Genomic DNA, 23,828 nt, shown 5'->3' on the forward strand with positions numbered 1-23,828 from the left:
TGCTGGCTGGTTTGCGCCAGCGAGGCAACAAGAGGCTATTTCCTCGCCTTGCGGCCTTTCAGCAAGGCCTCGGTGAGCGTGATCTCGGTAAACAGCGCCCGCGACGTATGGTCGTCGATCTCGCCGCTGCGAAACATGTCACGCACGGCTGCGCGCTCGGCCTCGATGCCGGCGAGCCGCAGTTCCAGCTCCAGCCTTCCGGATTCGCAAGCCTCAGTGCGGGCCTCATCCGCTTCATCCCGCGAAAAGCGCAGTGGGACCCGAGCAACGAAAAGGCCGCCCTGAACGGCGGCCTTTTTTTAAAAAAATCAGCTGCTTAAAGCGAAGACGTGATCTGCAGCTCGTTGGCGCCGTCGAGCGCGTAGACGTCGTCACGGAACTGCACGACGCCCGGACCAGTCGACCAGGCCGAAAGATAGAGGAAGTGGACCGGCACCGGGTTGGTGACCTGGACCGGCGTGTTTTCGCCGGTCTTGATCGCCGCCTCGAAATGCTGGCGGTCCCAGCCGGGCGTGTCGCGCAGGATCCAGGTGACGAGGTCGCGCACATTCTGCACGCGAACGCAGCCCGAGGAATCGAAACGCATCATCTTGCCGAACAGGCTCTGCTGCGGGGTGTCGTGCATATAGACGCCGTCGGGGCTCGGGAAGTTGATCTTGACCGAAGCCATCGCGTTGCCCGCACCCGGGTCCTGGCGGAAGCGATATTTGGCGGCATCGTCGGTCGACCAGTCGACATTGAGAGGATCGACCTCGCTGCCGTCCGGCGCGAACAGGCGGATGTGACTGTCCTTCAGGTAATCGGGATTCTTCCGCATCAGCGGAATGATGTCCTTGCGCACGATCGAGACCGGCGCGTTCCAGTACGGGTTGACGATGATCTCGTTGATCTTAGAATTGACGATCGGCGTCTGGCGATCGATCTTGCCGACGATGGCGGTGTGGCGAAGCACGACGCGGTCGTTCTCGACGGCTTCGATCTGTGCCGCCGGAATGTCTACCAGCACGTAGCGGTTGCCCAACGTGCCGGCCTTCTCGCGCAGCCGCTGCAGATTGGTCTGCAACTGGCCAAGCCGGATCTGCGCCGAAACGTTCATCGCCGCGTACGTGTATTTGCCGAGCGCACCGTCGGCAGGCAGGCCGTGACGCAACTGGAAACGCTTGACCGCCGAGTCGACATAGGAATCGAAGGCCGTCGAAATGCCGGCGCCTTGTGCCAGGTCGCCGGAAACCATCAACCGCTTGCGCAACGGCACCACATCGGGATCATCGACGCCAAGCTGCAGTTTCTTGGTCGCGGGAACCTCTACCCAGCCGCCCTGCCCGACGATGTTCTGATATTGCGCGACCGCCTGTTCCGTGAAGGCGACGGTCTGCAGGCTGAAGATCGGCAGCGTCGAGGCCACCTTGCCGCCCTCGCTGGCGCGGGCGTCGAACTGATCGTCCCAATTGCCGCGCGCCGAGGACTTCAGGATATCACCGATCACATCCTGCGCATTGGCGCCGCCGGCAACCATCGCGGCTGCGAGCGCGGAGGCTCCGGAGAGGAAAAAACGACGGCTGGTTCTCATAGACATTCCAGACATTTGTAGCAGTTCGATCACTTGCTGCGTTGATCACCGGGCGATCTCGCCCGCACTCTAAAATTGGCAATCTTAACAATTAGCCAACCATGGTCCGTATCCCCTTGGCGTGACAACGCACGGGCGCGATACGGATTGCGGGTGAACGCATGGTCTTCACCACAGCATCACTGCCACTCTCGGTTCCATTGGAATATGGCGGCAACGTGGCCTTGCTCCCAAATCCGACCGGCCGGCATTCCGAAAAGAAACGGACCGATGCTTTTCGGCACCGGCCCTGACTGAAGGTCGATATTTCGGCCGCGCTTCTGTGGCGCGGGCCGTATCCGACGCACCGGATGTCCTACATCCGGTAGGCGATGGTGTCGTTCCAGAAGCGGTCGAGCCGCTGCAGGGCACGATTCATCTGCTTGAACTCGTCGGTGTTGATGCCGCCGACCTGCTCGATCGAGCCGACATGGCGCTCGTAGAGACCAGCGACGACCTCCGCCACCTCGTTGCCCTTCGGCGTCAGCGAGACGCGGACCGAACGGCGGTCGATGCGCGAGCGCTGGTGGTTGATGAAGCCGAGATCGACCAGCTTCTTCAGATTGTAGGAGACGTTCGAGCCGAGATAGTAGCCACGCGAGCGCAGTTCGCCGGCGGTCAGCTCGGAATTGCCGATGTTGAACAGCAGCAGCGCCTGGATGGCATTGATGTCGGAACGGCCGTTGCGGTCGAATTCGTCCTTGATTACATCAAGCAGGCGGCGGTGCAGCCGCTCAACAAGCTGCAGCGATTCCATGTACAGGGAACGGATAGCCTCGCGGCGATCGTCGGATACGTTGGCGGTCTTCGCCGCCGGACGCGAATTGATCATTGTCTTTGCCTCTCGTTTGTCGCCCTGGTGATTTTTTGTTTTTCACCTTGATCGCGACACTATCGAATACTCATAAAATTCGACTTAAACGCTAGGGCTAACAAGAGCTTACCGGTAATAGGTTTCGAAAGAGCCTTAACGAACGGTCACTCGAGCAAGGACAATTAACCTAAAGATTTCGGCAATGATTTCGCGGCTGAATTCATGCAGTCGCCAGGTCGCCAATGTGCTCAAGGGCTTAGTGGCGGACCGGGCGCTTCTGCAGGTAGATGACGACGCGGAAGACAATGTAGAGCACCGCCACCGCGGCATGCGAGACGACAATCAGCGGGCGATGCCCGAAAAGCTCGGGAAAGCCGGCATACATGACCGTCTCGGTCACCGCGCAAATGAACCAGATCACCGGCCCCCAGGACGCCAGCATCCACAGGCCGGCAGCCGCGAAGGGAAAGAACACGGCGAGCACCACCGCGGCCACCTGCCAGTGCACGGGCATCAGGTCGAAACGCCACAGCGAGCCCGGATAGAAGCCGATCAGCTTGATCCAGTAGAGAATGCCGAACAGCAGGCAGTAACCGGCGATGACCCGCTGGAACCAGGCGAAAATCACCTCCACCCCGGAGGGCTGCAGCACGACGCGTCTCGAGGTCACCTCGCTCATATCAAGAGCTCCCGTTCGCCCAGCGGAGCGAAATAGGCGTCGACATCCGCCTCGCTGACCGCATCGAGGCTCGCCGGACGCCATTGCGGTTTTGAGCCCTTGTCGATCATGGCGGCGCGGATGCCTTCGTAGAAATCATGGCCGAGAAGCATGCGGTTGAGGATGCGAAACTCCATCTTCATGCAATCGTCCATGGACAGTGTCAGCCCAGCACTGATCTGGCGCCAGGCGACGTGCAGGCTGGTCGGCGAGCGGGTGCGGATCGTGGCCAGCGTCTTTGCGGCGAACTCGTCGGCGTCCGCGGCGCGCTCCAGGCTGTCGATGACGCGTTTGAGGGATGGTTGTGAAAAATGGCGAACGATCGCCTCCAGCGTCGGCCTGTCGGTCTCTCGCCTTGCCTGAACGAAGAAGCCGCGCAGTACCGATTCCGGGTCGCCGGTCAGCGTCAGCCGGTCGAGGAAGCCGCCCTGGTCCTCGGCCTTGATGGCGTGGGTGGCCAGCCCCGACCACAGCGCATCGCCATAGCGGATGCGATTGCCGGTCAGCGCCAGATACATGCCGAAGGAGCCGCCGAGATCGGATAGCAGGTGGCTGGCGCCGACATCGGGGAAAAAGCCGATGCCGACCTCCGGCATGGCGAACTGGGCATTCTCGGTCATCACCCGGTGAGAGCCGTGGAAGGAAATGCCAACGCCACCGCCCATGACGATGCCGTCGATCAGGGCGACATAGGGTTTGTTGAAGCTGTTTATGCGGGCGTTGAGCCGGTATTCGTCGGCGAAGAACTCGACCGGCGGTTTTCCCGCCCGGCCGGCCTCATAGACGTGCAGGATGTCGCCGCCGGCCGAAAAGGCCCTGCCCTCGGCCTTGACGACGACGACATCGACGCCCTGGTCGGTCTCCCAGGCGGAAAGGGCAACGTCGAGCGCCCTGATCATGCGGTGCGTCAAGGCATTGAGCGCCAGCGGCCGCGTCAAGGTGACGACGCCGGCCCGGCCCAGATGTTCGAAGCGGATCTCGTCGCCTCCGCCAAAATCCATCGTGAAAGAATCCCTCCCCCGCGCCGCCGGGATTGAAGTGCTAAAGGGTGGCGCATGGGTGCGTCAATGCCAAGCCCTGCCGGGCGTGTATCAGTTTGGGCTCGGAAGTGGAAAGACGCCATCCTTTGCGTCCCGGCCAAATGGTGCGGGAGAAAGGCGCTTGCCGCGCTGTCACGCCAAGGCCTTCCAGCGGCGGGCATGGTCAGGAACACCGGCGGGCGAGGCCTGCCCGCCGACAGCCGCTTCCTAGATCGCAGGCTTGAACTGAGCTTCGCACGGTCTTGGCCGCCAGCGGCACTCGGTGTTAGAGATTGGCCGCCAAGCCTCGAACCGGATGGTGAGCCATGCCGCACTTTTTGCGCCTTGCCTTTGTTCTGGGTGGCTTCCTGGCCATCTGCTCCGCCAATGGCCTGGCCAGGGCGGCCGATGTCGAGGATCTCTACAGATCCCAGACCATCGTCACCGGCCAGGGCGAGCCAAACCGCCAGGCAGGTTTCAAGATCTGCCTCGACGCGGTCCTGGTCCGGGTTTCCGGCGACCAGCGTCTGCTGGCAAAACCTGAGCTGACAGCGCTGCGCGACAAGGCCGGCAGCTTCGTCACCGGCTTCCGTTACCGCGACCGCATGGAAGGCATTCCAGTGCATGACGAACAGGGCACCCATGACAGGCCTCACGATCTCTTTTGCCAGTACACGCCGGCGACGATCGACCCGGTTCTGGCTTCGCTCGGCAGCAAGCCCTGGCTGGCCGAACGGCCGACGCTCTCGGTCGTCCTGGCTGTGGACGACTCGCGCCGACATTTCGTCCTTGCCAATGATGGGGACGAAAATCCGTACATGATAGAGTCTTTTCAATCGGCCGCTGACCCCATGGCGATGTCGATTGTCGTTCCGAACAAGGCCACGCTCGCCAAGGCCGGACTCACTTTCGAAGAGGTGGGGCCTATCTCACCCGAACTGCTAGGCAGTGTTGCAAGAAGTATTGGCAGCCGCCAGGTCTTGGGCGGCAGCCTCATGTGGAGCGACAAGGAGTTGGGCTGGATCGCCGACTGGCGGCTGGCGATGGCCGGCAAGACATATCGGTGGCAAGTGCGCGGCGTCAGTTTCGACGAGGCGTTCCGCGTTGCTGTCAAAGGCGCGGCGCAGATCCTGTCGGGCAACGGCCAACCGGAATAGAATTGGAACGGACTGCTGGCACAAACGTATCGCATTGGTCAGCGGCAAGGGCTCGTGATAAAAGCCGCCGATCTGGAGTTTTGGCGATGAACAAATTCACCCCCGCAAAGCCAGCCGGCGCTCGCAGCGTCGACGACATCACCGGCAGCCGCCGCCTGCGCCGCATGCGCAAGGCAGACTGGTCGCGCCGTCTGGTGCAGGAGAACCGGCTCTCGGTCGACGATTTGATCTGGCCGATCTTCGTCGTCGACGGCAAAAATGTGCGCGAGCCGATCGCCGCCATGCCGGGGGTCTTCCGCCTGTCGATCGATCTCGCCGTCAAGGAGGCCGAACGCGCCGCAAAACTCGGCATTCCCGCACTTGCCACCTTCCCCAATGTCGACATCTCGCTGCGCGACCAGACCGGCTCGCACATTCTCGACCCCGACAACGTCATCAACCGCGCCACCCGCGCGATCAAGGACGCGGTGCCGGAAATCGGCATCATCACCGACGCCGCGCTCGACCCGTTCACCAGCCATGGTCATGACGGCATCCTGCGCGACGGCATCATCGTCAACGACGAGACGGTGGAACAGGTGACCGCCGCGGCTGTCATCCAGGCGGCGGCCGGCGCCGACATCATCGCGCCGTCCGACATGATGGACGGCCGCATCGGCGCCATCCGCGACGCGCTCGACGCCAACGGTTTCCAGGACGTGGCGATCATGTCCTATGCGACCAAATTCGCCTCGGCCTTCTACGGTCCCTATCGCGAAGCGGTGGGCACCGCCGGCCTGCTCAAGGGCGACAAAAAGACGTATTACATCGACCATGCCAATTCCGACGAGGCGGTGCGCGAAGCCGAACAGGATATCACTGAGGGCGCCGACATGCTGATGGTCAAGCCGGGCCTGCCCTATCTCGACATCATCCGGCGGCTGAAGGACGAGTTCCAGATGCCGACCTTCGCCTACCAGGTGTCGGGCGAATATTCGATGATCAAGGCCGCCGCCGCCAATGGCTGGATCGACGGCGAGAAGGCGATGCTGGAATCGCTGCTCGCCTTCAAGCGCGCCGGTTGCGACGGCATTTTGACCTATTTCGCCCCCGAAGTGGCGATGATGCTGAAGGGATAGGCCACCAGGTCGTTTGGAATTTTAGCGCAATCCGCTAGAATGAATTCATGAGCAGGAATGAGGTCATAGAGCGGTTGCAGAGAAATGCAGATGCCATCAAAGGCATGGGCGCGACTTCGCTTTATCTCTTCGGATCGACTTTGCGGGGCGACGCAGGGGCCGACAGCGATCTCGACCTCTTCATCGATTATGATCCTGCAAGGCGCTTTTCGCTGATCGATCTGGTCGGCATCAAGCAATTTCTTGAAGAGAAGATGTCAGCGGAGATCGATATCACCACCCGCGACAGCCTCAATCCCATGTTGAAGGCCGATATCGAACGATCTGCTGTGCGCATATTCTGATGGCAGTGCGCCGGATCGAACCGATTCGCCGGATCTTTCTTCTCCGCACATGTAACTAGCGCGGCAGCAACGGCGGGTTCACGCCGGCGAGGCTGCTGGCTTGTCTTCAGAGCCGACAGTCCGATCGTCGCCCTAAAAATCCCGCTTGCAATTCGCAATCAGTCTGCTACGAAACAACTGCTTGCAAAATACAACTGGTTATCGAGGAGGCTCGCATGTCCAAACTACGTGTCAACGCTTTCAGCCTGTCGCTTGACGGCTACGGCGCGGGTCCTGATCAGGACCTGCAAAATCCGCTCGGTGTCGGCGGGGAATCCCTGCACAAATGGGCCTTTAGCACCCGCACCTTCCGCAAGATGTTTGGCGAGGAAGGCGGCGCGGACGGCATTGACGAGGACTTCGCGGCGCGCAGCTTCGAGAATGTCGGCGCCTGGATCCTCGGCCGCAACATGTTCGGGCCGATCCGCGGCGAATGGCCTGACGATAGCTGGAAAGGCTGGTGGGGCGACAACCCGCCCTATCACGTGCCGGTTTTCGTGCTGACCCACCACAAGCGCGAACCGATCGTCATGGAGGGCGGCACGACCTTTTATTTCATCACCGACGGCATCCATTCGGCGCTTGAACAGGCAAAAGCGGCGGCGGACGGCAAGGACGTGCGGGTGGGCGGCGGCGTCGCCACCATCCAGCAATATCTCCAGGAGAAGCTGATCGACGAGATGCATCTGGCGATCGCGCCGGTGCTGCTCGGCGCGGGCGAGAACCTTTTTGCCGGCCTCGACATGGTCAAGCTCGGCTATGTCTGCAGCGAGCAGGTTGCGACGCCGCTCGCTACGCACGTCGTCATCAAGCGTGCTTGAGCCCCGTGGTTATCAAACGGGCTTAGGTGGCGAAACCTTCGGTGCAGGCCCATTTCTCCCCGTCACTATACGGGGAGAAATGCCCGGCAGGGCAATGAGGGGCGGCGCAACCGGTCGAATATTGTGTTGCCGAGAATGCCACCGATGGCAATATGGGGACAGAATACGTTTCGCCCATGCGGCGATTTTACCGAGTTCAACTGTCTAAGTCAGCGCCGCCCCTCATCCGCCTGCCGGCACCTTCTCCCCGTATAGTGACGGGGAGAAGGGAGAACCTTCAGTACTTCTCCGGAACGTAGAGCTCGCGCGGCAGGGTCTGGCGCTCGTATTCGGGGTTGAAGACGCGCTCCGGCAGCGTGATCTCCTCGTGCGGCACCTCTTCATACGGCATCTGCTTGAGCAGGTGATCGATGCAGTTCAGTCGCGCCCGCTTCTTGTCGTTGCCTTCGACGATGAACCAAGGGGCTTCCGGGATGTTCGTGCGGATGAAGGTCTCTTCCTTGGCCTTGGTGTACTGTTCCCAGCGGATGCGCGACTGCAGGTCCATCGGCGACAGTTTCCACTGCTTCATCGGATCGTGGATGCGCATCAGGAAGCGCATCTGCTGTTCCTCGTCGGTGATCGAGAACCAGTATTTGACCACGGTGATGCCCGAGCGAACCAGCATGCGCTCGAACTCCGGCACGTCGCGGAAGAATTCTTCGACCTGATCGGGCTGGGCAAAGCCCATCACCCGTTCGACGCCCGAGCGGTTGTACCAGGAGCGGTCGAACAGCACGATTTCGCCACCGGCCGGCAGATGCGGGACATAGCGTTGGAAATACCATTGCGACTTCTCGCGTTCGGTCGGCGCCGGCAGTGCCACGACACGGCAGATGCGCGGATTGAGCCGCTGGGTGATGCGCTTGATGACGCCGCCCTTGCCGGCCGAATCGCGCCCCTCGAAGATCACCACCAGCTTCTTCTTGTGGTAGGCGACCCAGGACTGCAGCTTGATCAGTTCGGACTGTAAGGTGATCAGGTCGCGAAAATACTGCATGCGATCGATCGAAGGCGGATGCGCGTTCTTGTAGATCTTGGCGATCTCCATCGACAGCGCCGGCTCCGATATTTCGAGCTCATAGTCCTCGTCGAGCGTGTCGGCGAGCTCGGCCTCAAGCCAGTCCTTGGCAGGAGAATTCTGTTTTAGCTCGATCATATCAGCTGCTCCACCTGCAAGCCCTGTCGATCCACGTCCGGCGCGCCCCAAACCCCTGGCTTGCGTCTCGGAGCGCCAACACCTGAGCCGACTTCAATATAGGCCGGCAATGACGGTTTTATTGCAGCCTGGAACATGAAGTCGCCGCTGCAAATCCCGTGAGGCATGATCGATCCGTTGTCGTGGCATGGCGACAAACCGCTCAAATTGTCCTACAAATAGCGGCCACATTCGGGGCGGCCTTCCCCAACGCCCCTTCCCCAATGCAATAGCGAGGACTGACATGGAATACCGCACTCTCGGCCGTTCCGGCCTGAAGGTTTCGACGCTGACCATGGGCACGATGACTTTCGGCGGCGCCGGCGCGTTTTCGGCTGTCGGCAAGACCGACCTCGACGAGGCGCGCCGGATGATCGATCTCTGCATCGATGCCGGCATCAACGTCATCGACACCGCCAATGTCTATTCGAACGGCATTTCGGAAGAGATCATCGGCGAAGCGCTCGGCGGCAAGCGCAAGGGCGACGTGCTGATCGCCTCCAAGGCGCGGATGCGGATCGGCAAAGGTCCCAACGACGAGGGCCTGTCGCGTCATCACCTGATCCGCGAATGCGAGAAGAGCCTGAAGCGGCTCAAGACCGACGTCATAGACATCTACTTCCTGCACGAATGGGATGGCGTGACACCGCTGGAGGAAACCATCGCCGCGCTCGACACGCTGGTTGCCCAGGGCAAGATCCGCTATGTCGGCTGTTCCAACTATTCCGGCTGGCAGGTGATGAAGGCGCTCGGCATCAGCGACAGCCATCACCAGCCACGCTTCGTCACCCAGCAGATCCACTACACGCTGGAAGCGCGCGAGGCGGAATATGAATTGCTGCCGATTTCCGTCGACCAGGGGCTGGGCGTTCTGGTCTGGAGCCCGCTTGCCGGCGGATTGCTGTCCGGCAAATACCGCCGCGACAGCCCCACCGCCCGCCAGCTCGCCGGCTGGTCCGAACCGCCGATCCGCGACGAGGACCGGCTGTGGCGGATCGTCGACGTGCTTGTCGAGATCGGCACGCAGCGCGGCGTGTCGGCGGCGCAGGTGGCACTGGCCTGGCTGCTCGGCCGACCTGCGGTCTCCTCGCTGGTGATCGGCGGCAGGACCGAAACGCAGTTCAGGGACAACATCGCGGCGGCAAGCCTGGTGCTCTCCGTCGAGGAACGCGGTCGCCTCGACGCGGTCAGCCGGCCGCCCTTGCTCTATCCCTACTGGCACCAGCAGCTGACGGCAAAGGACCGCTTCGGCCCCGCCGATCTGGTTCTTGACCGCAGCGGCATCTGACGAGCAGGCGCCGAGGCACGCGACGTCCTGAAGCGCGTCGCGCTTGAGGCACCGCGCTTTAGGTCTTTGTTTTCATGCATGTCGTTCTCCCAAAACCGGGACCACTTTTGGGCGACATGCATTAACCCTGGATAAATCGCCAGACCTCGGGATCAGGGTCGATCTGGCCGCTGAGGACAAAGTATTTGTAGAGGACGAGCAGGGAAATCGCCTGTTCGGCCTGCTCGTTGGAGAATTGGCGGCAATAGGCGTTGGCCGCGGCGATAATGCGTTCCGCCTCGGCCGGATGCCGCTCGAAATATGCCACGCGTTCCGCAAGGTTGGAGAAATCCGGGTCGAGCGGCACATAGTGGACACCAGCCTCAAGTTGCTTTTCCGCGAACCATGTCTCGTATGTCGGCGACGGCATCAGGCAGAGTGAATTCGAATTCAGGATCCATTTGAGGTTGGTCGCAACGTCGTTGCCTTCGAGCGAGACGATGTAGCGGTAACGCAGCTGTTGGCTGATGCTGAGAAAAGGCTTGCTGTACTCAGCCGGCGCATACGACTTGTGTGACCCGGCGTCGCAGAACGGCAGATCGCGCACGGCGTCCAGGAACCTCGTCCGTTTCGGATTGTTGAGATCGCCGCGCCAGACCACCACCGGGCGCTTGTCGGCGAAGGCAATTGCGTCGGCCGGCATGTGGAAGTGCCGGAACTTGTTGAATTTCATGATGACCGCATCGCCGTTGTCGGCGCGGATCGGCCGATCCTTGACGAGCGTCGGCACCTTCGGCACCTCGATGACGTCGCCGAATTCGACGTCGACGAGCAACGCCGGGTCAAAATAGCGGGCGAACTCCCTGAGGTCGTAATAGTACATGGTCGGCGTGGGGGGCAAATTGTCGAGACGCACCGCCGCCGGGCTGGGCGAAAACGCGTCCTGCAGCTCGTTATAGTAATTCAGCCGCCGCCGCACCGCTTCATCCGAGAGCCTGGCCCGTTCGAGACGGCCCGCCAACCTCCAACGGAAGAGAGCCTGCGGTGCGATATCGCGCAAGACGTTTCGCGCATAGTAGAAAACCCTTGCCGTCGTTCGTTGTATGGTGGCCATAATTCACTATCAAAACAAACGGCAGATCGCGCCATCTCAGCGCCCCGGCTCCCCCTACACCATTGTGCCGCGCATCTTGCAAGCCCCGGACCATCATCGACGCCAACGGCCGGCACTATCGCTTCAGCTGTTGTGTTTGACGGCTAATGCTCCTAGGCAGGGTCAGAGCCGCTAAAAGCAATTCCAGGAAAAGTGTGAAACGGTTTTCCCGGGAAAAGCGCGTAGCGCTTTCCCTAGGGGATTGCGTCAAACAAAGAGATGGAGCGATTCTGCGTTTCCGTGAAACGACGAACCGGTCCAGCAGTGAAAAGGAGCCGATATGGCGCGACCACCAAATTACGATCAGGAACGCAAGGAACGCGACCGCCAGAAAGCGGCCAAGAAGGCCGAGAAGCAGGCGGCCAAGGTTGCGGCGAGGGAACGTTCGAAGCCCGAGGACGACACCGAGGGCGAAACCGAAACGGCAAAGTGACGGCAAAAGGCCCGCGGATGCGGGCCATGCCTCAACCCAGATCGCCGCCCAGATGGCTGGCTTGTGTCAGGCGGGCGCCTTGTCGCTGACAAAGACGTCCACTTCGCGTGCTGCCGCGATGAAGGCGCGCCTGGCGTTCATCGCCGGCTTGTCGCCGGCCAGCGCGTCATGGCAGGCTTGCAGGGCAGCGCGATGCTTGGGGCTGCGCTTGCCGGGCCAGCTGTTGAGGAGGTAGTCGGAAGCCTCACGCGCCGTCCGCAAGAGCTGAGTGCTTCCCGCCGCGACTGACTTCACAGTCACAGGTGTTTCAAATCGGTTGTTTTCCATCGCCGCTCCTTACGCCATCGGCGTCTGTGAAGCGAGGCCGAAAGTGCGCGTAGGGCGAGACGACGCCTTTTGCGCGACCCGTGCCCCGTAGGCGCTTTAACCGCCGACGACGGCAAAGCCTCTGGCGCGAAGCCCACGGCGATCGTTGGCGAGCGACGTCACCAGCCGGCCGCGGCTGCCGACAATGTGGCCCGAAAGCAGGCGCGCGGCTTCATCGGCATGGCCAAGACGCGCCGCCGCCAGAATGGCGCGATGTTCGGCCCAGGCGCGGCTGAGGGCCGCTTCGTCGCGAACCTCCAGCCAGCGCGCCCGCGACAGGCGCGTCATGGCATCGCGGACCGCCCGGAACAGGAATTCGTTGCCCGACAGACGCGCCAGTTCGATGTGAAAATCCATGCCGACGCGATGCCATTCCTCGCGCGGCGTGCCGTTGTCGCAGGAGTCAAGCATCGCCTCGATGACATCGACGGCGCTCCGGTCCGCCAAGGCACATGTCAGGCGAACTGCCGCAACCTCGACCGCCTCCCTGTAGACGGCGATCTGCTGGAGCTCGGCCAGGTTGATGGGCGACACCGTCCAGCCACGCCCGTCCCTGCCGACCAAGCCCTCGGTCTCGAGCCGCAGAAGTGCTGCCCTGACCGGGGTTCGCGACGCACCGAAGCGGCTTTCGATCCAGCGCTCGGTCAGCTTCTCGCCGGGGCCGATCTCGAGGCCCAGGATCATCTGTCGAAGCTGTTTTTCGACGCTCTGCATCTGCGACATTGTCGTTTCCATTTTCTGGCCAGCTTCGGACCGTTTGCCGGCGATCGGCTTGCCGGCCGCGTTTCGATCACGTTTGACGGGGTTGCATTGACAGCGGCCAGGCTTGCGTCCATGACGAGTACCATCTTGGTATCCCAAATTGGTATCCGCAGCAACCCGCGGTTCGGCGTTGCTCGGAACAGGACATATGACATGCCGCAGAACGCGCCCCCGGCGACCGACAGCGCTTACAACATCCACTGGCGGCGCAATCTGTTCGTGTGTTTTGCCGGTTCGTTTTCGACGCTTGTCGCCATGACGCTGCTCCTGCCGTTCCTGCCGCTCTATATCGAGCAGCTCGGCGCCGAGGGCCACGCGGCGATCGTGCAATGGTCGGGGATCGCCTATGGAGCGACCTTCTTCGCGGCGGCACTGGTGGCGCCACTCTGGGGACGTCTCGGCGACCGCTATGGCCGCAAGGTGATGCTGGTACGCGCCAGCTTCGGCATGGCCATATGCATGTCCCTAACGGGCATGGTGCAGACGGTCTGGCAACTGGTGCTGCTTCGGCTGCTGATCGGTTTTGCCGGCGGCTATTCCTCGGGATCGACCATCCTCGTCGCCATGCAGACACCAAAGGAGCGTTCCGGCTGGGCGCTGGGCCTGCTGTCGGCCGGCATCACCGGTGGTGCACTGGTCGGCCCGCTGGTTGGCGGCGCCCTGCCTCCGCTGATCGGCATCCGCGCCACCTTCCTCTTGTCCGGCGGCGTCATCTTCCTGGCGTTCCTGGCGACCACCTTTCTGATCAAGGAAAATCCCCGGCCGAAAACAGCAGATGCGGCTGCGAAGCGGAAGCCGAAAGGCGGCTGGGCACAAATACAGGACAAGCGTCCTGTTATCGCCATGCTGGCGACTGGCATGCTGTTGAGTTTCGCCACCATGTCGATCGAGCCGATCATCACCGTTTATGTGCAGCAGCTCATCGAAGACCAGAGCCGCGTGACGCTGATCTCAGGCGTCGTCATGTCGGCGGCCGCGCTTGGCGCCATCCTGTCGGCTTCGCGTCTTGGCAAGCTCGCCGACCGCATCGGTCACTGGAACGTCGTCATCGGCGCGCTTGCCGTCTCGGCGCTGCTGCTGATCCCGCAGGCCTTCGTGACGCAGAGCTGGCAACTCATCGGCCTGCGCTTCCTGATGGGCCTGGCGCTAGGCGGGCTGTTGCCCTGCATCACCAGCGTCATCCGCCACAATGTTCCCGACGGTGTCGGCGGCAATGTGCTCGGGCTGTCGATCTCCGCCCAATATGTCGGGCAGGTCGCCGGCCCCTTGCTGGGCGGCTTTGCCGGCGGCCATTTCGGCATGCGCTCGGTGTTTCTGGGCACATCCGTCTTGATGGCGGGCGGCGCGGTGTATAACTGGCTGGCGCAGTCGCGCCGCGAGCAGGACATGCTCGCCAACGCCGGCAACTGACGGGGTTGGCGTATCCCTCTGACATCACGGAGCCCTGGACATGGCCGAGCAATCTTCCGTCAACAGCGGCCGTATCCTCGTCCTGGCCGGCGGCCTCTGCGGTGCCGCCGGCGTGGCGCTGTCAGCCGCGGCGGCGCATCTGGGCGGTGCCTTCGTCGGCACCGCCGCTTCCTTCCTGATCATGCATGCGCCGGTCTTCCTTGCCGCCGGATTGCTTGGGCCGAACCGGATCCTGCGCACCGGCAGCTTGTTCCTGCTGATCGGGCTTCTGTTGTTCTGCGGCGATCTGCTGGCCCGCGATTTCCTCGGCTCACGGCTGTTCCCGCTGTCGGCGCCGATCGGCGGCACCTTGCTCATCGCCGGCTGGCTGGCGATCGCTGCCTCGGCGCTGGTGCGGGCGCGTTCCTGACGCCTCTCGGCGCCTGCCCGATACCCAAGCCTGCGCCCGTCAAACGTCGTTCTGTGATGCGGTTAGTCCTGCCGGCGCCCGGGTTGGATGAGCAATTCGCGATTCCGCCGCCGCAGCCTCGCCAACCGACGCCCCTCCGGCCGCTCGGAGGCCGGCGCGATGCCCCAGTAGTTGCGATAGATGTCTTCGAACAGATAGCTCACGGGATGCATGATGTGCACTCCTTTCAAGACTTGAATCGATCCAATCCGTCGCCACGAAAATGCAGCGCCGATCAGCTCCGCTTGCGCTCCACGAGGAACCGCGGCTCGCGAACCCATGGGCTGGCCTTGCCACGGCGCCTCCGCGTCGCGGCGCTTGACGAGACGCTCCAGTCGTCGCGGTAGATGTCTTCGAATAGAAAATTGACGGGATGCATGATTCATCTTCCTTGGGTTGAATCGATCCAATAAAGCAGCACGATCATCCGTTTGGATCGATTCAAACATACACCTCTGCTAGCCCGCTATCAAGCCAAAATTTGAACCGATCCAACGAAAGTGTTAGATGGGATGGAGTCAGGAGACGAAGATGGCGCCATTGACCTCTGCAAAGACAAGACCGGTGCGGCTGGCGGATATTGCAAAAGCGGCCGGCGTGTCGCACGGCACCGCGTCCAATGTGTTCGCCCGCCCGGAGATCGTGCGCGAGGAGGTTCGCGAACGGGTCAAGGCGGCAGCCGAGGCGATGGGATATGGCGGACCCGACCCCAAGGGTCGGCTGCTGCGCGCCGGCAAGGTCAACGCCATCGGTGTCGCCACCGCGGAACCGTTGTCGTATTTCTTCGACGACCCTTTCGCCCGCGTGATGATGGCCAGCATCTCGCAGGCTTGTGACGCCACCGGCGCGGGGATCTCGCTGGTCTCGGCCGCCAACAGCGAACAGCTCGCCTGGAACATCCAGAGTGCGCTTGTCGATGGCTTCATCGTCTTCTGCGTCGAGGGCGGTTCAAAGCTGGTCGAACTGGCGCGCGACCGCAAACTCCCCTTTGTCGCACTCGATCTCGATTCAGACGACGACGAGGCGGTCGCGGCGATCGGCGTGGACAATATCGCCGGGGCAAGCCTGGCGGCGCGCCATCTGACCGAGCTCGGGCATCGCCGCTTTGCCGTGCTTGCCCTGCCATGCGCCGATTCCGGCTTTGGTCCGACCACGCAGGAGCAGATGGAGAAGGCCCTCTATTCCGGGACGCGCGACCGCCTGCGTGGCTACTTCGCGGAACTCTCGCGCGTCGACATCGACGTCTCGCGTGTGCCGATCTACGAGACGGAAAACAACGAGGAGAGTGTGTGGGCCGGCCTCGATCATATTTTCGCCGGCGCCGAGACACCGACCGCCATCCTGGCCATGTCGGACAGGATAGCGCTCCATGCATTGGATTGGCTGCGGCAGCATGACATCACGGTGCCGGGCGACGTTTCGATCGTCGGGTTCGACGGAGTCCCGGAAGGAGCGGCTTCCAAGCCGCCCCTGACCACAATCGTCCAGCCGATCGCCGAGATGGGCCGCCTTGCCGTCAAGGCGATCCTTGAAAATGACGGCTCGTTCAGCCGGCGATTGCTGCCGGTCGACCTCGTGGTGCGGGCCTCATCCGGCCCCTCACCCGCCTGACGCCTCGACCCCCATCACCGGCCCATTCTTGCCGCCATCGACATGCCGAAGGACGGATGGACGGGCGGTGCCGCGTTGCGAACCGGCCTGCTTTTGCCGGACCAGCCAAGGCTCGAAATCCATTCGAGATAGTAGGCGAGCGCGAACTGCATGGCGATGCCGGCTGATATCAGCAGGCTGTCATAGGCAAATCCGCCCGGATTGATCAGCTTCAGCACCTGCGCCGCCATTGCAAGCACCGTGCCGGCGATGAAAACCGGCAGCGATCGTTTGCCCAATATGGCAAGCGGATGATCGCGGCCGGTGCGGAAAAGGTTCGAAACGGCCGGGAATGCAACGATCAGATAGCTCACAGCCAAAATATGCAGCAGCCTCGGCAGTGACAGGAAGGTCTTGTCGAAGCCGGTCAGCACCGGGGGCAGGCCAAACCAGGAGATATGGCCCCAGAGCGGGCTGTGCACCCAGACCAGCGCCACAAAAGTGTAAGCCAAGGCAGCGCCGACCAGCCAGCGATTGACCGGAATTGTGCCACCGCGACGCACATGCAGCGTACCTGCCAGGCCGATGTTGAAAAGGAACTGCCACGACAGCGGGTTGAGGAACCAGAAGCCGGGCTCCGGATAGTTCGCCGGAGCGATCTGGTAAATCCCCGCGACCAGCCACAGCGCGCCGGATGCGACCAGCGCCAAGACCGGCCGATAGCTGACGCAGAGCAGGAAGACCGGCGCCAGCAAGAGCAGCACCGCATAAACCGGCAGGATGTTGTTGTAGCCGAGCTGGTGGCCGAGCGTCACGATGCCGATCAGCACTTGCGGCGCATTCTTGATCAACGGCTCGATGTTGATCATCGTCAACAGCTCCGGTCGCCTGGCGAACACCGCCGCCGCGCAGAAGATCGCCATCACCACCATGGTGGTGACGATGTGGGCGGTATAGAGCACACCGGCGCGGCGCCACATCTTCAACGTCGCCAGCAGCCGGTTTCCAGGCTGGAATTTCTTGCCATAGGCAAGCGCGACCGCCATGCCGGATATCAGAACGAAGACCTCGGCCGCATCCGAAAAGCCGAAATTCTTGTAAGTCAGATACTCGAAAGCGGTACCCGGCACATGATCGACGAAAATGGTCAGCAGCGCGAGAGCGCGGAACACATCGATACGCGTGTCGCGCTCCGAGATGCGCTCAGCGCGATCCGGCACACGCATATCGCGGTCTGGGACACGCATATGGCGGTCCGGGGAAATCTGGGTGGTCATCGGAAAAAAGGCCTCAAAGCTGGTTGTTCATACCGGCAATGCGACCCCCGGCGCACCGCATCGATTCCTCCCGGAGAATGTTATCGGCGAGGAAACGGACTGTAATGCGCCCGGTTCAATCAACTTTCGCGGAGCTTGAAAATATTGCGTTTTGAAGCCGGCAAACTGACCGAAGTCATCATGAAATCAAAAGGATGAGGCAATGACTGGAGAGACCTCACAGGATGGTGCGTTACAGCGTGATCTTGCCTTCCGCTACCGCCTTTACTGCCCGGCGGATTCTACCGGCGAATGCTTCTTCCTGCTGCATGGGTCGGGTGTCGACGAGACGACATTGGTACCGCTGGCAAGAGAGATCGCGCCGCGTGCGATGCTGATCGCGGTGCGCGGCCGCATTGTCCAGGAGGATGGTTTCCGCTGGTTCTCGCGCATCACGCCGACGCGCTTCGAGCAGCACAGCATCCGCACCGAGACCGATGCCTTTGCGGGCTTCGTCACCGACGCGGCCACGCGCCACCATCTCGACCTTTCCCGCACGAATTTCCTTGGCTATTCGAACGGCGCCAATCTGGTTTCGAGCCTGATGCTGCTGCATCCCGGCCTAGTCGAACGCGCCGCACTGCTGCGGCCGATGCCGGTGCTCGATGACGTGCCGGCGGCGGATCTGTCAAAGGCGCGGGTGCTGATCATCGCCGGTGCCGCGGATCTCACCTACGCGCCCTTCGCGCCGGCACTCGTCACGCTCCTCAGCAAGCACGGCGCCGAGATCGATGCCCGGATTGTCCCATGGGGTCACGAATTCGGCAGCGCCGACGCGGCAATCGTCAGGCAATGGCTGTCGGGATCGGCGGCGGTGGCGCAGGCAGGCTGACGAGCTCACCAGCATGACCAGCCTGTCTACCCTCGTCCCATCCTGTTCCAGGCATCCAGCCCGGCGATCTTGTAGGCTTCGGCGAGCGTCGGATAGTTGAAGGTGTTGTTGACGAAGAAGTCGACCGTGCCGCCGAGATTGATCACCGCCTGGCCGATGTGAATGAGTTCGGTGGCGCCCTCGCCGACGATATGCGCGCCGAGCAGGCGGCGCGTCTCGATCGAGAACAACAGCTTCAGGAAGCCGGTGTTGACGCCCATGATGTGGCCGCGCGAGGTCTCGCGAAAACGCGCCACGCCGACCTCATAAGCCGCACCGCTCTCGCGCACTTGTTCCTCGGACTGGCCGACCGTCGAAATTTCCGGCACTGCGTAGATGCCGTATGGAAAGGTCTCCGGCGGCGGCGGCAAGGGCACGCCGAAAGCATGGCAGGCCGCCACCCTGCCCTGCTCCATCGAAGTCGAGGCTAGGCTCGGAAAGCCGATAACGTCGCCGGCGGCGTAGATGTTGGGCACGCTGGTCTGGAAGGATTGCGGATCGACCTTGATACGCCCCCTGGAGTCGGCCTCGATGCCGACGACATCCAGGCCAAGGCTGCCGACATTGCCGGTGCGGCCGGCGGCGTAGAGCACGACCTCGGAACGGATGGTGCGGCCATCGGCCAGTTCCACCTCGGCAGCGTCCGGCTTGGAGCGGATTTCCTTCACCGCGCTGCCAAGCCGGATGGTCATGCCGCGATCGCGCATCTGGTGGATGAAATCATCGACGATCTCGCGGTCGACGAAATCGAGGATGGAGCTGCGCGGCTCGACCAAGGTCACCGGCACATCGAGCGCGGAAAAGATCGTCGCGTATTCGACGCCGATGACGCCGGCGCCGATCACGGTCAGCGTGCGCGGCAAGCGGTCAAGCTCCAGCATCTCGTCGCTGTCGAAGACGCGGGTCTTGTCGAAAGGCACCTCGCGTGGCCGGTGCGGCCTTGTGCCGACCGCGATCAGTGCATTGGCAAAACCGACCTCGCTGTAATCGCCGGTGTCGGTGGTCAGGCTGACCTTGTTGGGGCCGAGAAATTTTACCGCGGCGCGGGCGCTCTTGACCGTGTTGCGCATGAACTGGTGCTGCAGCACCTCGACCTCGTGGTCGAGCGTCTTGTGGAGGCGCTCGACCAGGTCGCCGACCGAGATATCCTGCTTTACCCGGTAGCCGCGCCCGTAAAAGCCACGCTCGCGCCAGCCGGACAGGTTGAGCACCGTTTCACGCAGCGTTTTCGACGGGATGGTGCCGGTATGCACGGAGACACCGCCCAGGCGCCGGCCGCGGTCGACCACCAGAACCGATTTGCCGAGCTTGGCCGACTGCACCGCGGCGCGGCGGCCGGAGGGGCCGCTGCCGATGACCAGCATGTCGTAATCCATATTGCCCCGTTCCCCCGCCCCTGAGCGCTTTGTTGCGCCGCAGCAAGCTAATGCCATCCGCACCGCAAATTCAACCAATTCGGATTGCATCTGACGCCGAATGAGCTTGCGCGCCGCAAAAAGCCCGATCTTGATTCCGCTACAAGTCTTCACCATTTCATTGGTGAGCGGCCCGCACCCTATGCCGGGCCCCTATTACGAGGAAATGACATGAACGCGCGCGTTCTCGACGGCGAAATCATCACCAGCAGGCTCGACGATGTCAGGGCCTATGACGGCGTGCGCACGAAGCGTGTCCTGGCCTTCGTGATCGACTATATCATTGTCGCGCTGCTCACCATTCCGTTTGCCATACTGGTGTTCTTCCTCGGGCTTTTGACGCTCGGCCTTGGCTGGATGCTGTTCGGCATCCTGGTGCCGGCCGTCGCCATCCTCTACATCTGGAACACGCTGGGCAGTGCCGACCAGGCCACCACGGGCATGAAGTTGATGGGCATCCGGCTCGACCGGCTCGACGGCAGGCCGATCGACGGTCTCACCGCGGTCGTCCATTCGGTGCTGTTCTGGGCCGGCAACGTCATCCTGTCGCCGCTGGTGCTGCTGGTGACGCTGTTTTCCGACCGCAAGCGCACCTTGCACGACCTTTTGCTTGGTACCATCGTCAGCCGCACCGACCGCTGAAACGGCCCTCTGAAGAGCAGTCGCAATCGATTAAGCGCAAATGTGAAGGCGTCGAGTCGACCACGCCCTCACAATCCTGTTGAATTTTTCGCCGTCCGCGCCAAAGGTAGAGCGATTCGAAGGAGTGTTTCCAAGGCTCGATGACGCAGCATCCGACCCAGTCGCCGCAGTTCTTCCTGACCGCGCCATCGCCGTGCCCCTATCTCGACGGCCAGTTCGAGCGCAAGGTGTTCACGCATCTGGTCGGCGACAAGGCCGCGGAGATGAACGACCTGTTGACGCAAGGCGGCTTCCGGCGCTCGCAGAACATCGCCTACAGGCCGGCATGCGAGACCTGCCGCGCCTGTGTCTCGGTCCGCATCCTCGCCCAGGAATTCGTCGCCAGCCGCAACATGAAACGCGTGCTTCAGCACAATTCCGACCTCGTCGGCCACATGCACAATGCCGAGCCCTCGACCGAGCAATATTCCCTGTTCCGCAGCTACCTCGATGCGCGCCACCGCCGTGGCGGCATGTCCGACATGACGGTGCTCGATTATGCCATGATGGTCGAGGATACCCATGTCGACACCAAGGTGATCGAGTATCGGCGGCGCGGCCCCGACACGTTCATCACTGGCAAGGGCCAGGGCGAGCTGATCGCGGTGGCGCTCACCGACAAGATGGCCGACGGCCTGTCGATGGTCTATTCCTATTTCAATCCCGATTTCGAGGAGCGATCGCTCGGCACGTTCATGATCCTCGACCACATCGCCCGCGCCAGGGCGATGGGCCTGCCCCATGTCTACCTCGGCTACTGGGTCAACGGCTCGCGCAAGATGAATTATAAGATGCGCTTCATGCCGCAGGAGCATCTCGGCCCGAAAGGCTGGGAGCGCTACACCAACGAAGCGGTTTTACGCTAGTTACTCTTTCCCAAGTCCGGGCCTAAACATTTCAACCGAAATGATGCTGGGTCTTTCCGCTGCTTGGCGGAGAGTGTGCAATTGCGCCGATCCGCCGTCCGCTCCCGAATTCATTGCGAAAGCCACCGCATGTCGTCTCATGATGCTCACACCAAAGGACTTCTGCTCACCGCGCTTGGCGGGCTGACGCTTACCGTGGACATCCCGCTGATCCGGCTCGCCCACGGCGAGGCGTGGACGATCTTGCTGCTGCGCACCGCCTGCACCTTGGCCGCCGCACTGATCGTGTGGACCATCTGGCGCTCGTTCAGCAAAAATGCGCCACAGCTCATTCCGGGCTGGTCGGGCCTGATCGTTTCCGCGATCTACGGGCTCGGCGCGATCGCCTTCATCACCGGCGTCTACAACACCTCGACCGCCAACCTGGTTTTCATCCTGGCCTTCACCACCATGTTCGCCGCGCTGCTGTCGTGGGTGTTCCTGAAAGAACGGCCGCGGCCACTGACCCTTGCGGCATTGGCAACGATGATAGTCGGCGTCGCCATCATCGTCGGCGATTCCGTCGGCACCGGATATCTGTTCGGCGACCTGATGGCATTGTGTTCGGCCTTCCTGATCGCTTGCGCCATCACCATCTCGCGTGCCAGCGGCAAGGACATGGGCTTTACCGCGCTGATCGGCGTCATCCTGCCTTTCGGGCTGGCGGCGTTCATGGTCTCCAAGACCGGCTTTCAGGTGGAGGCGCCATGGTGGATCATCTTCAACGGCGCCGTCATCATGCCGATCTCGTTCTTCTGCCTCGCCAACGGGCCGAAATACATCTCGGGCCCTGAAGTGGCGATGTTCTACCTGCTCGAAACGGTGCTGGCGCCGGTCTGGGTGTGGATGATCTTCGACGAAACACCGACCCGCAACAGCCTGATCGGCGGCGGGATCCTGATCGTCACGTTAATCGCGCATTCGTTCTGGCAACTGAACGAGGGCCGCAGGCGTCGTAGTGACCTTGCGGTGCATCATCCGGTGTAGCGCAACCTTTCGGGATCAGCCGCTGGCCTTCTTCTTGGCCAGGTCGGGTTCCGGCAGGGCCTCGATTTGCGGGCTAGCTTCGATTTCGGCCGGCGAACCAAGCGCGATTTCGTCGGCCAGTTCCACCTCGCGCAGCCATTCGCGCCAGATTGCGACCAACAGGGCCATCAGCACGGGGCCGATGAACAGGCCGAGGAACCCCATGGTCTTGACGCCGCCGATCAGACCGAAGAACGTCGGCAGGAAGGGCAGTTTTATCGGCCCGCCGACCAGCTTCGGACGCAGTGTCTTGTCGACGATGAACAGTTCGACCGCGCCCCATAGAAACAGCGCCAGCCCGGCCATCGGCGATCCGCTGGCGGCGAGATAGATCGAGACCAGCGTGAAGGACAGTGGCGCACCGCCGGGGATCAGCGCCATGACGCCGGTCAGGGCGCCGAGCGTCACCGGCGACGGCACGCCTGCCAGCCAATAGGCAATACCCAGCACCAGCCCCTCGCCGATGGCGATGACGGTCATGCCGGTCACGGTCGACGATATCGTCGCCGGCACGACGCGCGAGATCCGCTCCCATCTGGTCGGCAAGATGCGTTCGCCGAGGCGGTCGACCTGGCCGGCAAAGTGCTCGCCGTCGCGATAGGCGAAGAACAGCGCGATCATCATGAACAGCAGCGTCAGGAGCAGGCCGAAGGCACTGCCGCCAGCCGCCAGCACGCCGCGGTAGATGCTGCCGATGTTAGCGCCGCTGACCAGCTGGATCAGCTCACCAATGCCGCCGGGATGGCCAAAATTGGTCGTCCATTGCTCGTTCAGCCACTCGCCCACGACAGGCATGGTGGCGATCCAGTGCGGCGTCACCGCGCCATGCCGGTTGGTCTCGATCGCCCAGGCGACCCACTCGCGGACCTCGTTGATCGCATAGGTGCCGGCGAAGGCGATCGGAATCACCAGGAAGGCGAGGATGAAGAGGATGGCAAAGGTCGCGGCGATGGTGCGGTTGCCGCCGACCGCGACAAGCAGGCGGCGGTAGAGCGGCCAGCTGGCGAAAGCGATGACGAGCGCCGCCAGCACCGGAAACAGGAAGCCGTGGAAGAAATAGACGCCGGCGGCGACGATCAGCACCAGCAGCCAGCGCGCCGCTGACAGCGGCGGAATGACGGCGGCCCGTAACGGCGTCGACAGGCCGAACAGGCGCTGCTGCCGTTCCGGTTTCTGGATTTTTGCTTCCTTCAAACGCCTGCCTCTCCCAAACACCCTTCCCGCTTATGCACTGACATAGTGCAGCAATCGTGACGATAGTCCAAATGGTTGGGTGGAGCTGTTGATCTCCCCCCTTGAGGGGGAGATG

At 62.3% G+C, this 23,828-nt stretch carries 26 protein-coding genes; 14 read left to right on the top strand and 12 right to left on the bottom strand.

The window, feature by feature from the left end; all coding sequences use genetic code 11:
- The first annotated feature begins 107 nt into the window (after window positions 1–107).
- On the top strand, window positions 108–320 hold the full coding sequence (locus NKH03_RS21660; RefSeq protein WP_352970428.1) for a hypothetical protein: 213 nt from the start codon (window positions 108–110) through the stop codon (window positions 318–320).
- Here NKH03_RS21660 and NKH03_RS21665 read toward each other — a convergent pair.
- The 4 genes from NKH03_RS21665 to NKH03_RS21680 form a co-directional block, all read right to left on the bottom strand.
- The gene (locus tag NKH03_RS21665; RefSeq protein ID WP_352872860.1) at window positions 317–1,570 is read right to left on the bottom strand and encodes a L,D-transpeptidase family protein; all 1,254 of its coding nucleotides are present in this window, start codon (window positions 1,568–1,570) and stop codon (window positions 317–319) included. The genes NKH03_RS21660 and NKH03_RS21665 overlap by 4 nt on opposite strands.
- Before the next feature lie 355 nt (window positions 1,571–1,925).
- Window positions 1,926–2,441 carry a transcriptional regulator LdtR gene (ldtR, locus tag NKH03_RS21670; protein ID WP_008875359.1) on the bottom strand — a complete coding sequence of 172 codons (516 nt, stop codon included), beginning with the start codon at window positions 2,439–2,441 and terminating at the stop codon, window positions 1,926–1,928.
- A 238-nt stretch (window positions 2,442–2,679) separates the two neighbouring features.
- A complete protein-coding gene (locus tag NKH03_RS21675) occupies window positions 2,680–3,102 on the bottom strand; it encodes a DUF6163 family protein (RefSeq protein WP_352872859.1) in 423 nt (140 codons plus the stop codon).
- The gene (locus tag NKH03_RS21680) at window positions 3,099–4,142 is read right to left on the bottom strand and encodes an enoyl-CoA hydratase/isomerase family protein (protein ID WP_352970430.1); all 1,044 of its coding nucleotides are present in this window, start codon (window positions 4,140–4,142) and stop codon (window positions 3,099–3,101) included. Before NKH03_RS21680 ends, NKH03_RS21675 begins: the two co-directional genes overlap by 4 nt.
- Before the next feature lie 344 nt (window positions 4,143–4,486).
- On the opposite strand from NKH03_RS21680, the gene NKH03_RS21685 reads away from it, so the two are divergent.
- The 4 genes from NKH03_RS21685 (at window position 4,487) to NKH03_RS21700 (ending at window position 7,639) form a co-directional block, all read left to right on the top strand.
- Window positions 4,487–5,317, top strand: a complete 831-nt coding sequence (locus NKH03_RS21685) for a DUF8605 domain-containing protein (RefSeq protein WP_352970431.1) — start codon at window positions 4,487–4,489, stop codon at window positions 5,315–5,317.
- 86 nt (window positions 5,318–5,403) lie between these two features.
- Window positions 5,404–6,435: a porphobilinogen synthase gene (gene hemB / locus NKH03_RS21690; RefSeq protein ID WP_352872856.1), complete on the top strand. Its 1,032-nt coding sequence runs from the start codon at window positions 5,404–5,406 to the stop codon at window positions 6,433–6,435.
- Between the two features lie 47 nt (window positions 6,436–6,482).
- Complete coding sequence (locus NKH03_RS21695; RefSeq protein WP_352970432.1) at window positions 6,483–6,779, top strand: nucleotidyltransferase family protein; 297 nt, start codon at window positions 6,483–6,485, stop codon at window positions 6,777–6,779.
- 215 nt (window positions 6,780–6,994) lie between these two features.
- Window positions 6,995–7,639, top strand: a complete 645-nt coding sequence (locus tag NKH03_RS21700) for a dihydrofolate reductase family protein (protein ID WP_352970434.1) — start codon at window positions 6,995–6,997, stop codon at window positions 7,637–7,639.
- Window positions 7,640–7,916: 277 nt separating this feature from the next.
- Here NKH03_RS21700 and ppk2 read toward each other — a convergent pair whose 3' ends face one another.
- Window positions 7,917–8,837 carry a polyphosphate kinase 2 gene (gene ppk2 / locus NKH03_RS21705; protein ID WP_352970436.1) on the bottom strand — a complete coding sequence of 307 codons (921 nt, stop codon included), beginning with the start codon at window positions 8,835–8,837 and terminating at the stop codon, window positions 7,917–7,919.
- A 283-nt stretch (window positions 8,838–9,120) separates the two neighbouring features.
- Here ppk2 and NKH03_RS21710 point away from each other — a divergent pair, with 283 nt between their 5' ends.
- A complete protein-coding gene (locus NKH03_RS21710) occupies window positions 9,121–10,164 on the top strand; it encodes an aldo/keto reductase (RefSeq protein WP_352970437.1) in 1,044 nt (347 codons plus the stop codon).
- A gap of 121 nt (window positions 10,165–10,285) precedes the next feature.
- On the opposite strand, the gene NKH03_RS21715 is transcribed toward NKH03_RS21710, so the two are convergent.
- Window positions 10,286–11,257, bottom strand: a complete 972-nt coding sequence (locus NKH03_RS21715) for a glycosyl transferase family 90 (protein ID WP_352970439.1) — start codon at window positions 11,255–11,257, stop codon at window positions 10,286–10,288.
- A gap of 319 nt (window positions 11,258–11,576) precedes the next feature.
- Here NKH03_RS21715 and NKH03_RS21720 point away from each other — a divergent pair, with 319 nt between their 5' ends.
- Window positions 11,577–11,729: a hypothetical protein gene (locus NKH03_RS21720; protein ID WP_352872849.1), complete on the top strand. Its 153-nt coding sequence runs from the start codon at window positions 11,577–11,579 to the stop codon at window positions 11,727–11,729.
- A gap of 66 nt (window positions 11,730–11,795) precedes the next feature.
- On the opposite strand, the gene NKH03_RS21725 is transcribed toward NKH03_RS21720, so the two are convergent.
- Complete coding sequence (locus NKH03_RS21725) at window positions 11,796–12,029, bottom strand: DUF982 domain-containing protein (RefSeq protein ID WP_244506945.1); 234 nt, start codon at window positions 12,027–12,029, stop codon at window positions 11,796–11,798.
- 123 nt (window positions 12,030–12,152) lie between these two features.
- On the bottom strand, window positions 12,153–12,818 hold the full coding sequence (locus NKH03_RS21730) for a GntR family transcriptional regulator (RefSeq protein ID WP_352970441.1): 666 nt from the start codon (window positions 12,816–12,818) through the stop codon (window positions 12,153–12,155).
- Between the two features lie 192 nt (window positions 12,819–13,010).
- On the opposite strand from NKH03_RS21730, the gene NKH03_RS21735 reads away from it, so the two are divergent.
- A complete protein-coding gene (locus tag NKH03_RS21735) occupies window positions 13,011–14,267 on the top strand; it encodes a multidrug efflux MFS transporter (RefSeq protein WP_352970444.1) in 1,257 nt (418 codons plus the stop codon).
- Between the two features lie 40 nt (window positions 14,268–14,307).
- Complete coding sequence (locus NKH03_RS21740) at window positions 14,308–14,676, top strand: DUF423 domain-containing protein (RefSeq protein ID WP_352970446.1); 369 nt, start codon at window positions 14,308–14,310, stop codon at window positions 14,674–14,676.
- 62 nt (window positions 14,677–14,738) lie between these two features.
- Here the strand turns inward: NKH03_RS21740 and NKH03_RS21745 are convergent, their stop codons facing one another.
- The gene (locus tag NKH03_RS21745) at window positions 14,739–15,164 is read right to left on the bottom strand and encodes a hypothetical protein (protein WP_352970447.1); all 426 of its coding nucleotides are present in this window, start codon (window positions 15,162–15,164) and stop codon (window positions 14,739–14,741) included.
- 82 nt (window positions 15,165–15,246) lie between these two features.
- Here NKH03_RS21745 and NKH03_RS21750 point away from each other — a divergent pair, with 82 nt between their 5' ends.
- On the top strand, window positions 15,247–16,326 hold the full coding sequence (locus NKH03_RS21750; RefSeq protein WP_352970449.1) for a LacI family DNA-binding transcriptional regulator: 1,080 nt from the start codon (window positions 15,247–15,249) through the stop codon (window positions 16,324–16,326).
- Between the two features lie 14 nt (window positions 16,327–16,340).
- Here NKH03_RS21750 and NKH03_RS21755 read toward each other — a convergent pair whose 3' ends face one another.
- Window positions 16,341–17,552 (bottom strand): OpgC family protein, encoded by a 1,212-nt coding sequence (locus tag NKH03_RS21755; protein ID WP_352970450.1) that lies wholly within the window; start codon window positions 17,550–17,552, stop codon window positions 16,341–16,343.
- A 232-nt stretch (window positions 17,553–17,784) separates the two neighbouring features.
- Between NKH03_RS21755 and NKH03_RS21760 the strand changes: the two genes are divergently transcribed.
- Entirely contained in the window at window positions 17,785–18,453 is a 669-nt protein-coding gene (locus tag NKH03_RS21760) for an alpha/beta hydrolase (RefSeq protein WP_352970451.1), read from the top strand.
- A 26-nt stretch (window positions 18,454–18,479) separates the two neighbouring features.
- On the opposite strand, the gene sthA is transcribed toward NKH03_RS21760, so the two are convergent.
- Window positions 18,480–19,868, bottom strand: coding sequence for a Si-specific NAD(P)(+) transhydrogenase (gene sthA / locus NKH03_RS21765; protein ID WP_352970453.1), 1,389 nt, complete (start codon window positions 19,866–19,868; stop codon window positions 18,480–18,482).
- 210 nt (window positions 19,869–20,078) lie between these two features.
- Between sthA and NKH03_RS21770 the strand changes: the two genes are divergently transcribed.
- The 3 genes from NKH03_RS21770 (at window position 20,079) to NKH03_RS21780 (ending at window position 22,480) form a co-directional block, all read left to right on the top strand.
- Window positions 20,079–20,549, top strand: a complete 471-nt coding sequence (locus tag NKH03_RS21770) for an RDD family protein (protein ID WP_352970455.1) — start codon at window positions 20,079–20,081, stop codon at window positions 20,547–20,549.
- A 140-nt stretch (window positions 20,550–20,689) separates the two neighbouring features.
- The gene (locus NKH03_RS21775) at window positions 20,690–21,454 is read left to right on the top strand and encodes an arginyltransferase (protein WP_352872835.1); all 765 of its coding nucleotides are present in this window, start codon (window positions 20,690–20,692) and stop codon (window positions 21,452–21,454) included.
- A gap of 129 nt (window positions 21,455–21,583) precedes the next feature.
- Complete coding sequence (locus NKH03_RS21780; RefSeq protein ID WP_352970458.1) at window positions 21,584–22,480, top strand: DMT family transporter; 897 nt, start codon at window positions 21,584–21,586, stop codon at window positions 22,478–22,480.
- A 15-nt stretch (window positions 22,481–22,495) separates the two neighbouring features.
- On the opposite strand, the gene NKH03_RS21785 is transcribed toward NKH03_RS21780, so the two are convergent.
- Window positions 22,496–23,713 (bottom strand): AI-2E family transporter, encoded by a 1,218-nt coding sequence (locus NKH03_RS21785; protein ID WP_352970460.1) that lies wholly within the window; start codon window positions 23,711–23,713, stop codon window positions 22,496–22,498.
- Window positions 23,714–23,828 lie beyond the last annotated feature (115 nt).

Source organism: Mesorhizobium sp. M1406 (genome assembly GCF_040317555.1).
GTDB lineage: Bacteria > Pseudomonadota > Alphaproteobacteria > Rhizobiales > Rhizobiaceae > Mesorhizobium.

Excerpts from the sequence above, each read along its gene's own strand:
- NKH03_RS21780 (WP_352970458.1), top strand. The coding sequence starts at position 21,584 with ATGTCGTCTCATGATGCTCACACCAAAGGACTTCTGCTCACCGCGCTT.
- ldtR (WP_008875359.1), bottom strand. The coding sequence starts at position 2,441 with ATGATCAATTCGCGTCCGGCGGCGAAGACCGCCAACGTATCCGACGAT.
- NKH03_RS21700 (WP_352970434.1), top strand. The coding sequence starts at position 6,995 with ATGTCCAAACTACGTGTCAACGCTTTCAGCCTGTCGCTTGACGGCTAC.
- NKH03_RS21660 (WP_352970428.1), top strand. The coding sequence starts at position 108 with ATGGTCGTCGATCTCGCCGCTGCGAAACATGTCACGCACGGCTGCGCG.
- NKH03_RS21760 (WP_352970451.1), top strand. The coding sequence starts at position 17,785 with ATGACTGGAGAGACCTCACAGGATGGTGCGTTACAGCGTGATCTTGCC.
- NKH03_RS21775 (WP_352872835.1), top strand. The coding sequence starts at position 20,690 with ATGACGCAGCATCCGACCCAGTCGCCGCAGTTCTTCCTGACCGCGCCA.
- NKH03_RS21730 (WP_352970441.1), bottom strand. The coding sequence starts at position 12,818 with ATGTCGCAGATGCAGAGCGTCGAAAAACAGCTTCGACAGATGATCCTG.
- NKH03_RS21735 (WP_352970444.1), top strand. The coding sequence starts at position 13,011 with ATGCCGCAGAACGCGCCCCCGGCGACCGACAGCGCTTACAACATCCAC.
- NKH03_RS21665 (WP_352872860.1), bottom strand. The coding sequence starts at position 1,570 with ATGAGAACCAGCCGTCGTTTTTTCCTCTCCGGAGCCTCCGCGCTCGCA.
- NKH03_RS21715 (WP_352970439.1), bottom strand. The coding sequence starts at position 11,257 with ATGGCCACCATACAACGAACGACGGCAAGGGTTTTCTACTATGCGCGA.
- NKH03_RS21680 (WP_352970430.1), bottom strand. The coding sequence starts at position 4,142 with ATGGATTTTGGCGGAGGCGACGAGATCCGCTTCGAACATCTGGGCCGG.
- NKH03_RS21755 (WP_352970450.1), bottom strand. The coding sequence starts at position 17,552 with ATGCGTGTCCCAGACCGCGATATGCGTGTGCCGGATCGCGCTGAGCGC.
- NKH03_RS21720 (WP_352872849.1), top strand. The coding sequence starts at position 11,577 with ATGGCGCGACCACCAAATTACGATCAGGAACGCAAGGAACGCGACCGC.
- NKH03_RS21745 (WP_352970447.1), bottom strand. The coding sequence starts at position 15,164 with ATGTTTGAATCGATCCAAACGGATGATCGTGCTGCTTTATTGGATCGA.
- NKH03_RS21770 (WP_352970455.1), top strand. The coding sequence starts at position 20,079 with ATGAACGCGCGCGTTCTCGACGGCGAAATCATCACCAGCAGGCTCGAC.
- NKH03_RS21685 (WP_352970431.1), top strand. The coding sequence starts at position 4,487 with ATGCCGCACTTTTTGCGCCTTGCCTTTGTTCTGGGTGGCTTCCTGGCC.
- NKH03_RS21675 (WP_352872859.1), bottom strand. The coding sequence starts at position 3,102 with ATGAGCGAGGTGACCTCGAGACGCGTCGTGCTGCAGCCCTCCGGGGTG.
- ppk2 (WP_352970436.1), bottom strand. The coding sequence starts at position 8,837 with ATGATCGAGCTAAAACAGAATTCTCCTGCCAAGGACTGGCTTGAGGCC.
- NKH03_RS21740 (WP_352970446.1), top strand. The coding sequence starts at position 14,308 with ATGGCCGAGCAATCTTCCGTCAACAGCGGCCGTATCCTCGTCCTGGCC.
- sthA (WP_352970453.1), bottom strand. The coding sequence starts at position 19,868 with ATGGATTACGACATGCTGGTCATCGGCAGCGGCCCCTCCGGCCGCCGC.
- NKH03_RS21750 (WP_352970449.1), top strand. The coding sequence starts at position 15,247 with ATGGCGCCATTGACCTCTGCAAAGACAAGACCGGTGCGGCTGGCGGAT.
- NKH03_RS21695 (WP_352970432.1), top strand. The coding sequence starts at position 6,483 with ATGAGCAGGAATGAGGTCATAGAGCGGTTGCAGAGAAATGCAGATGCC.
- hemB (WP_352872856.1), top strand. The coding sequence starts at position 5,404 with ATGAACAAATTCACCCCCGCAAAGCCAGCCGGCGCTCGCAGCGTCGAC.
- NKH03_RS21710 (WP_352970437.1), top strand. The coding sequence starts at position 9,121 with ATGGAATACCGCACTCTCGGCCGTTCCGGCCTGAAGGTTTCGACGCTG.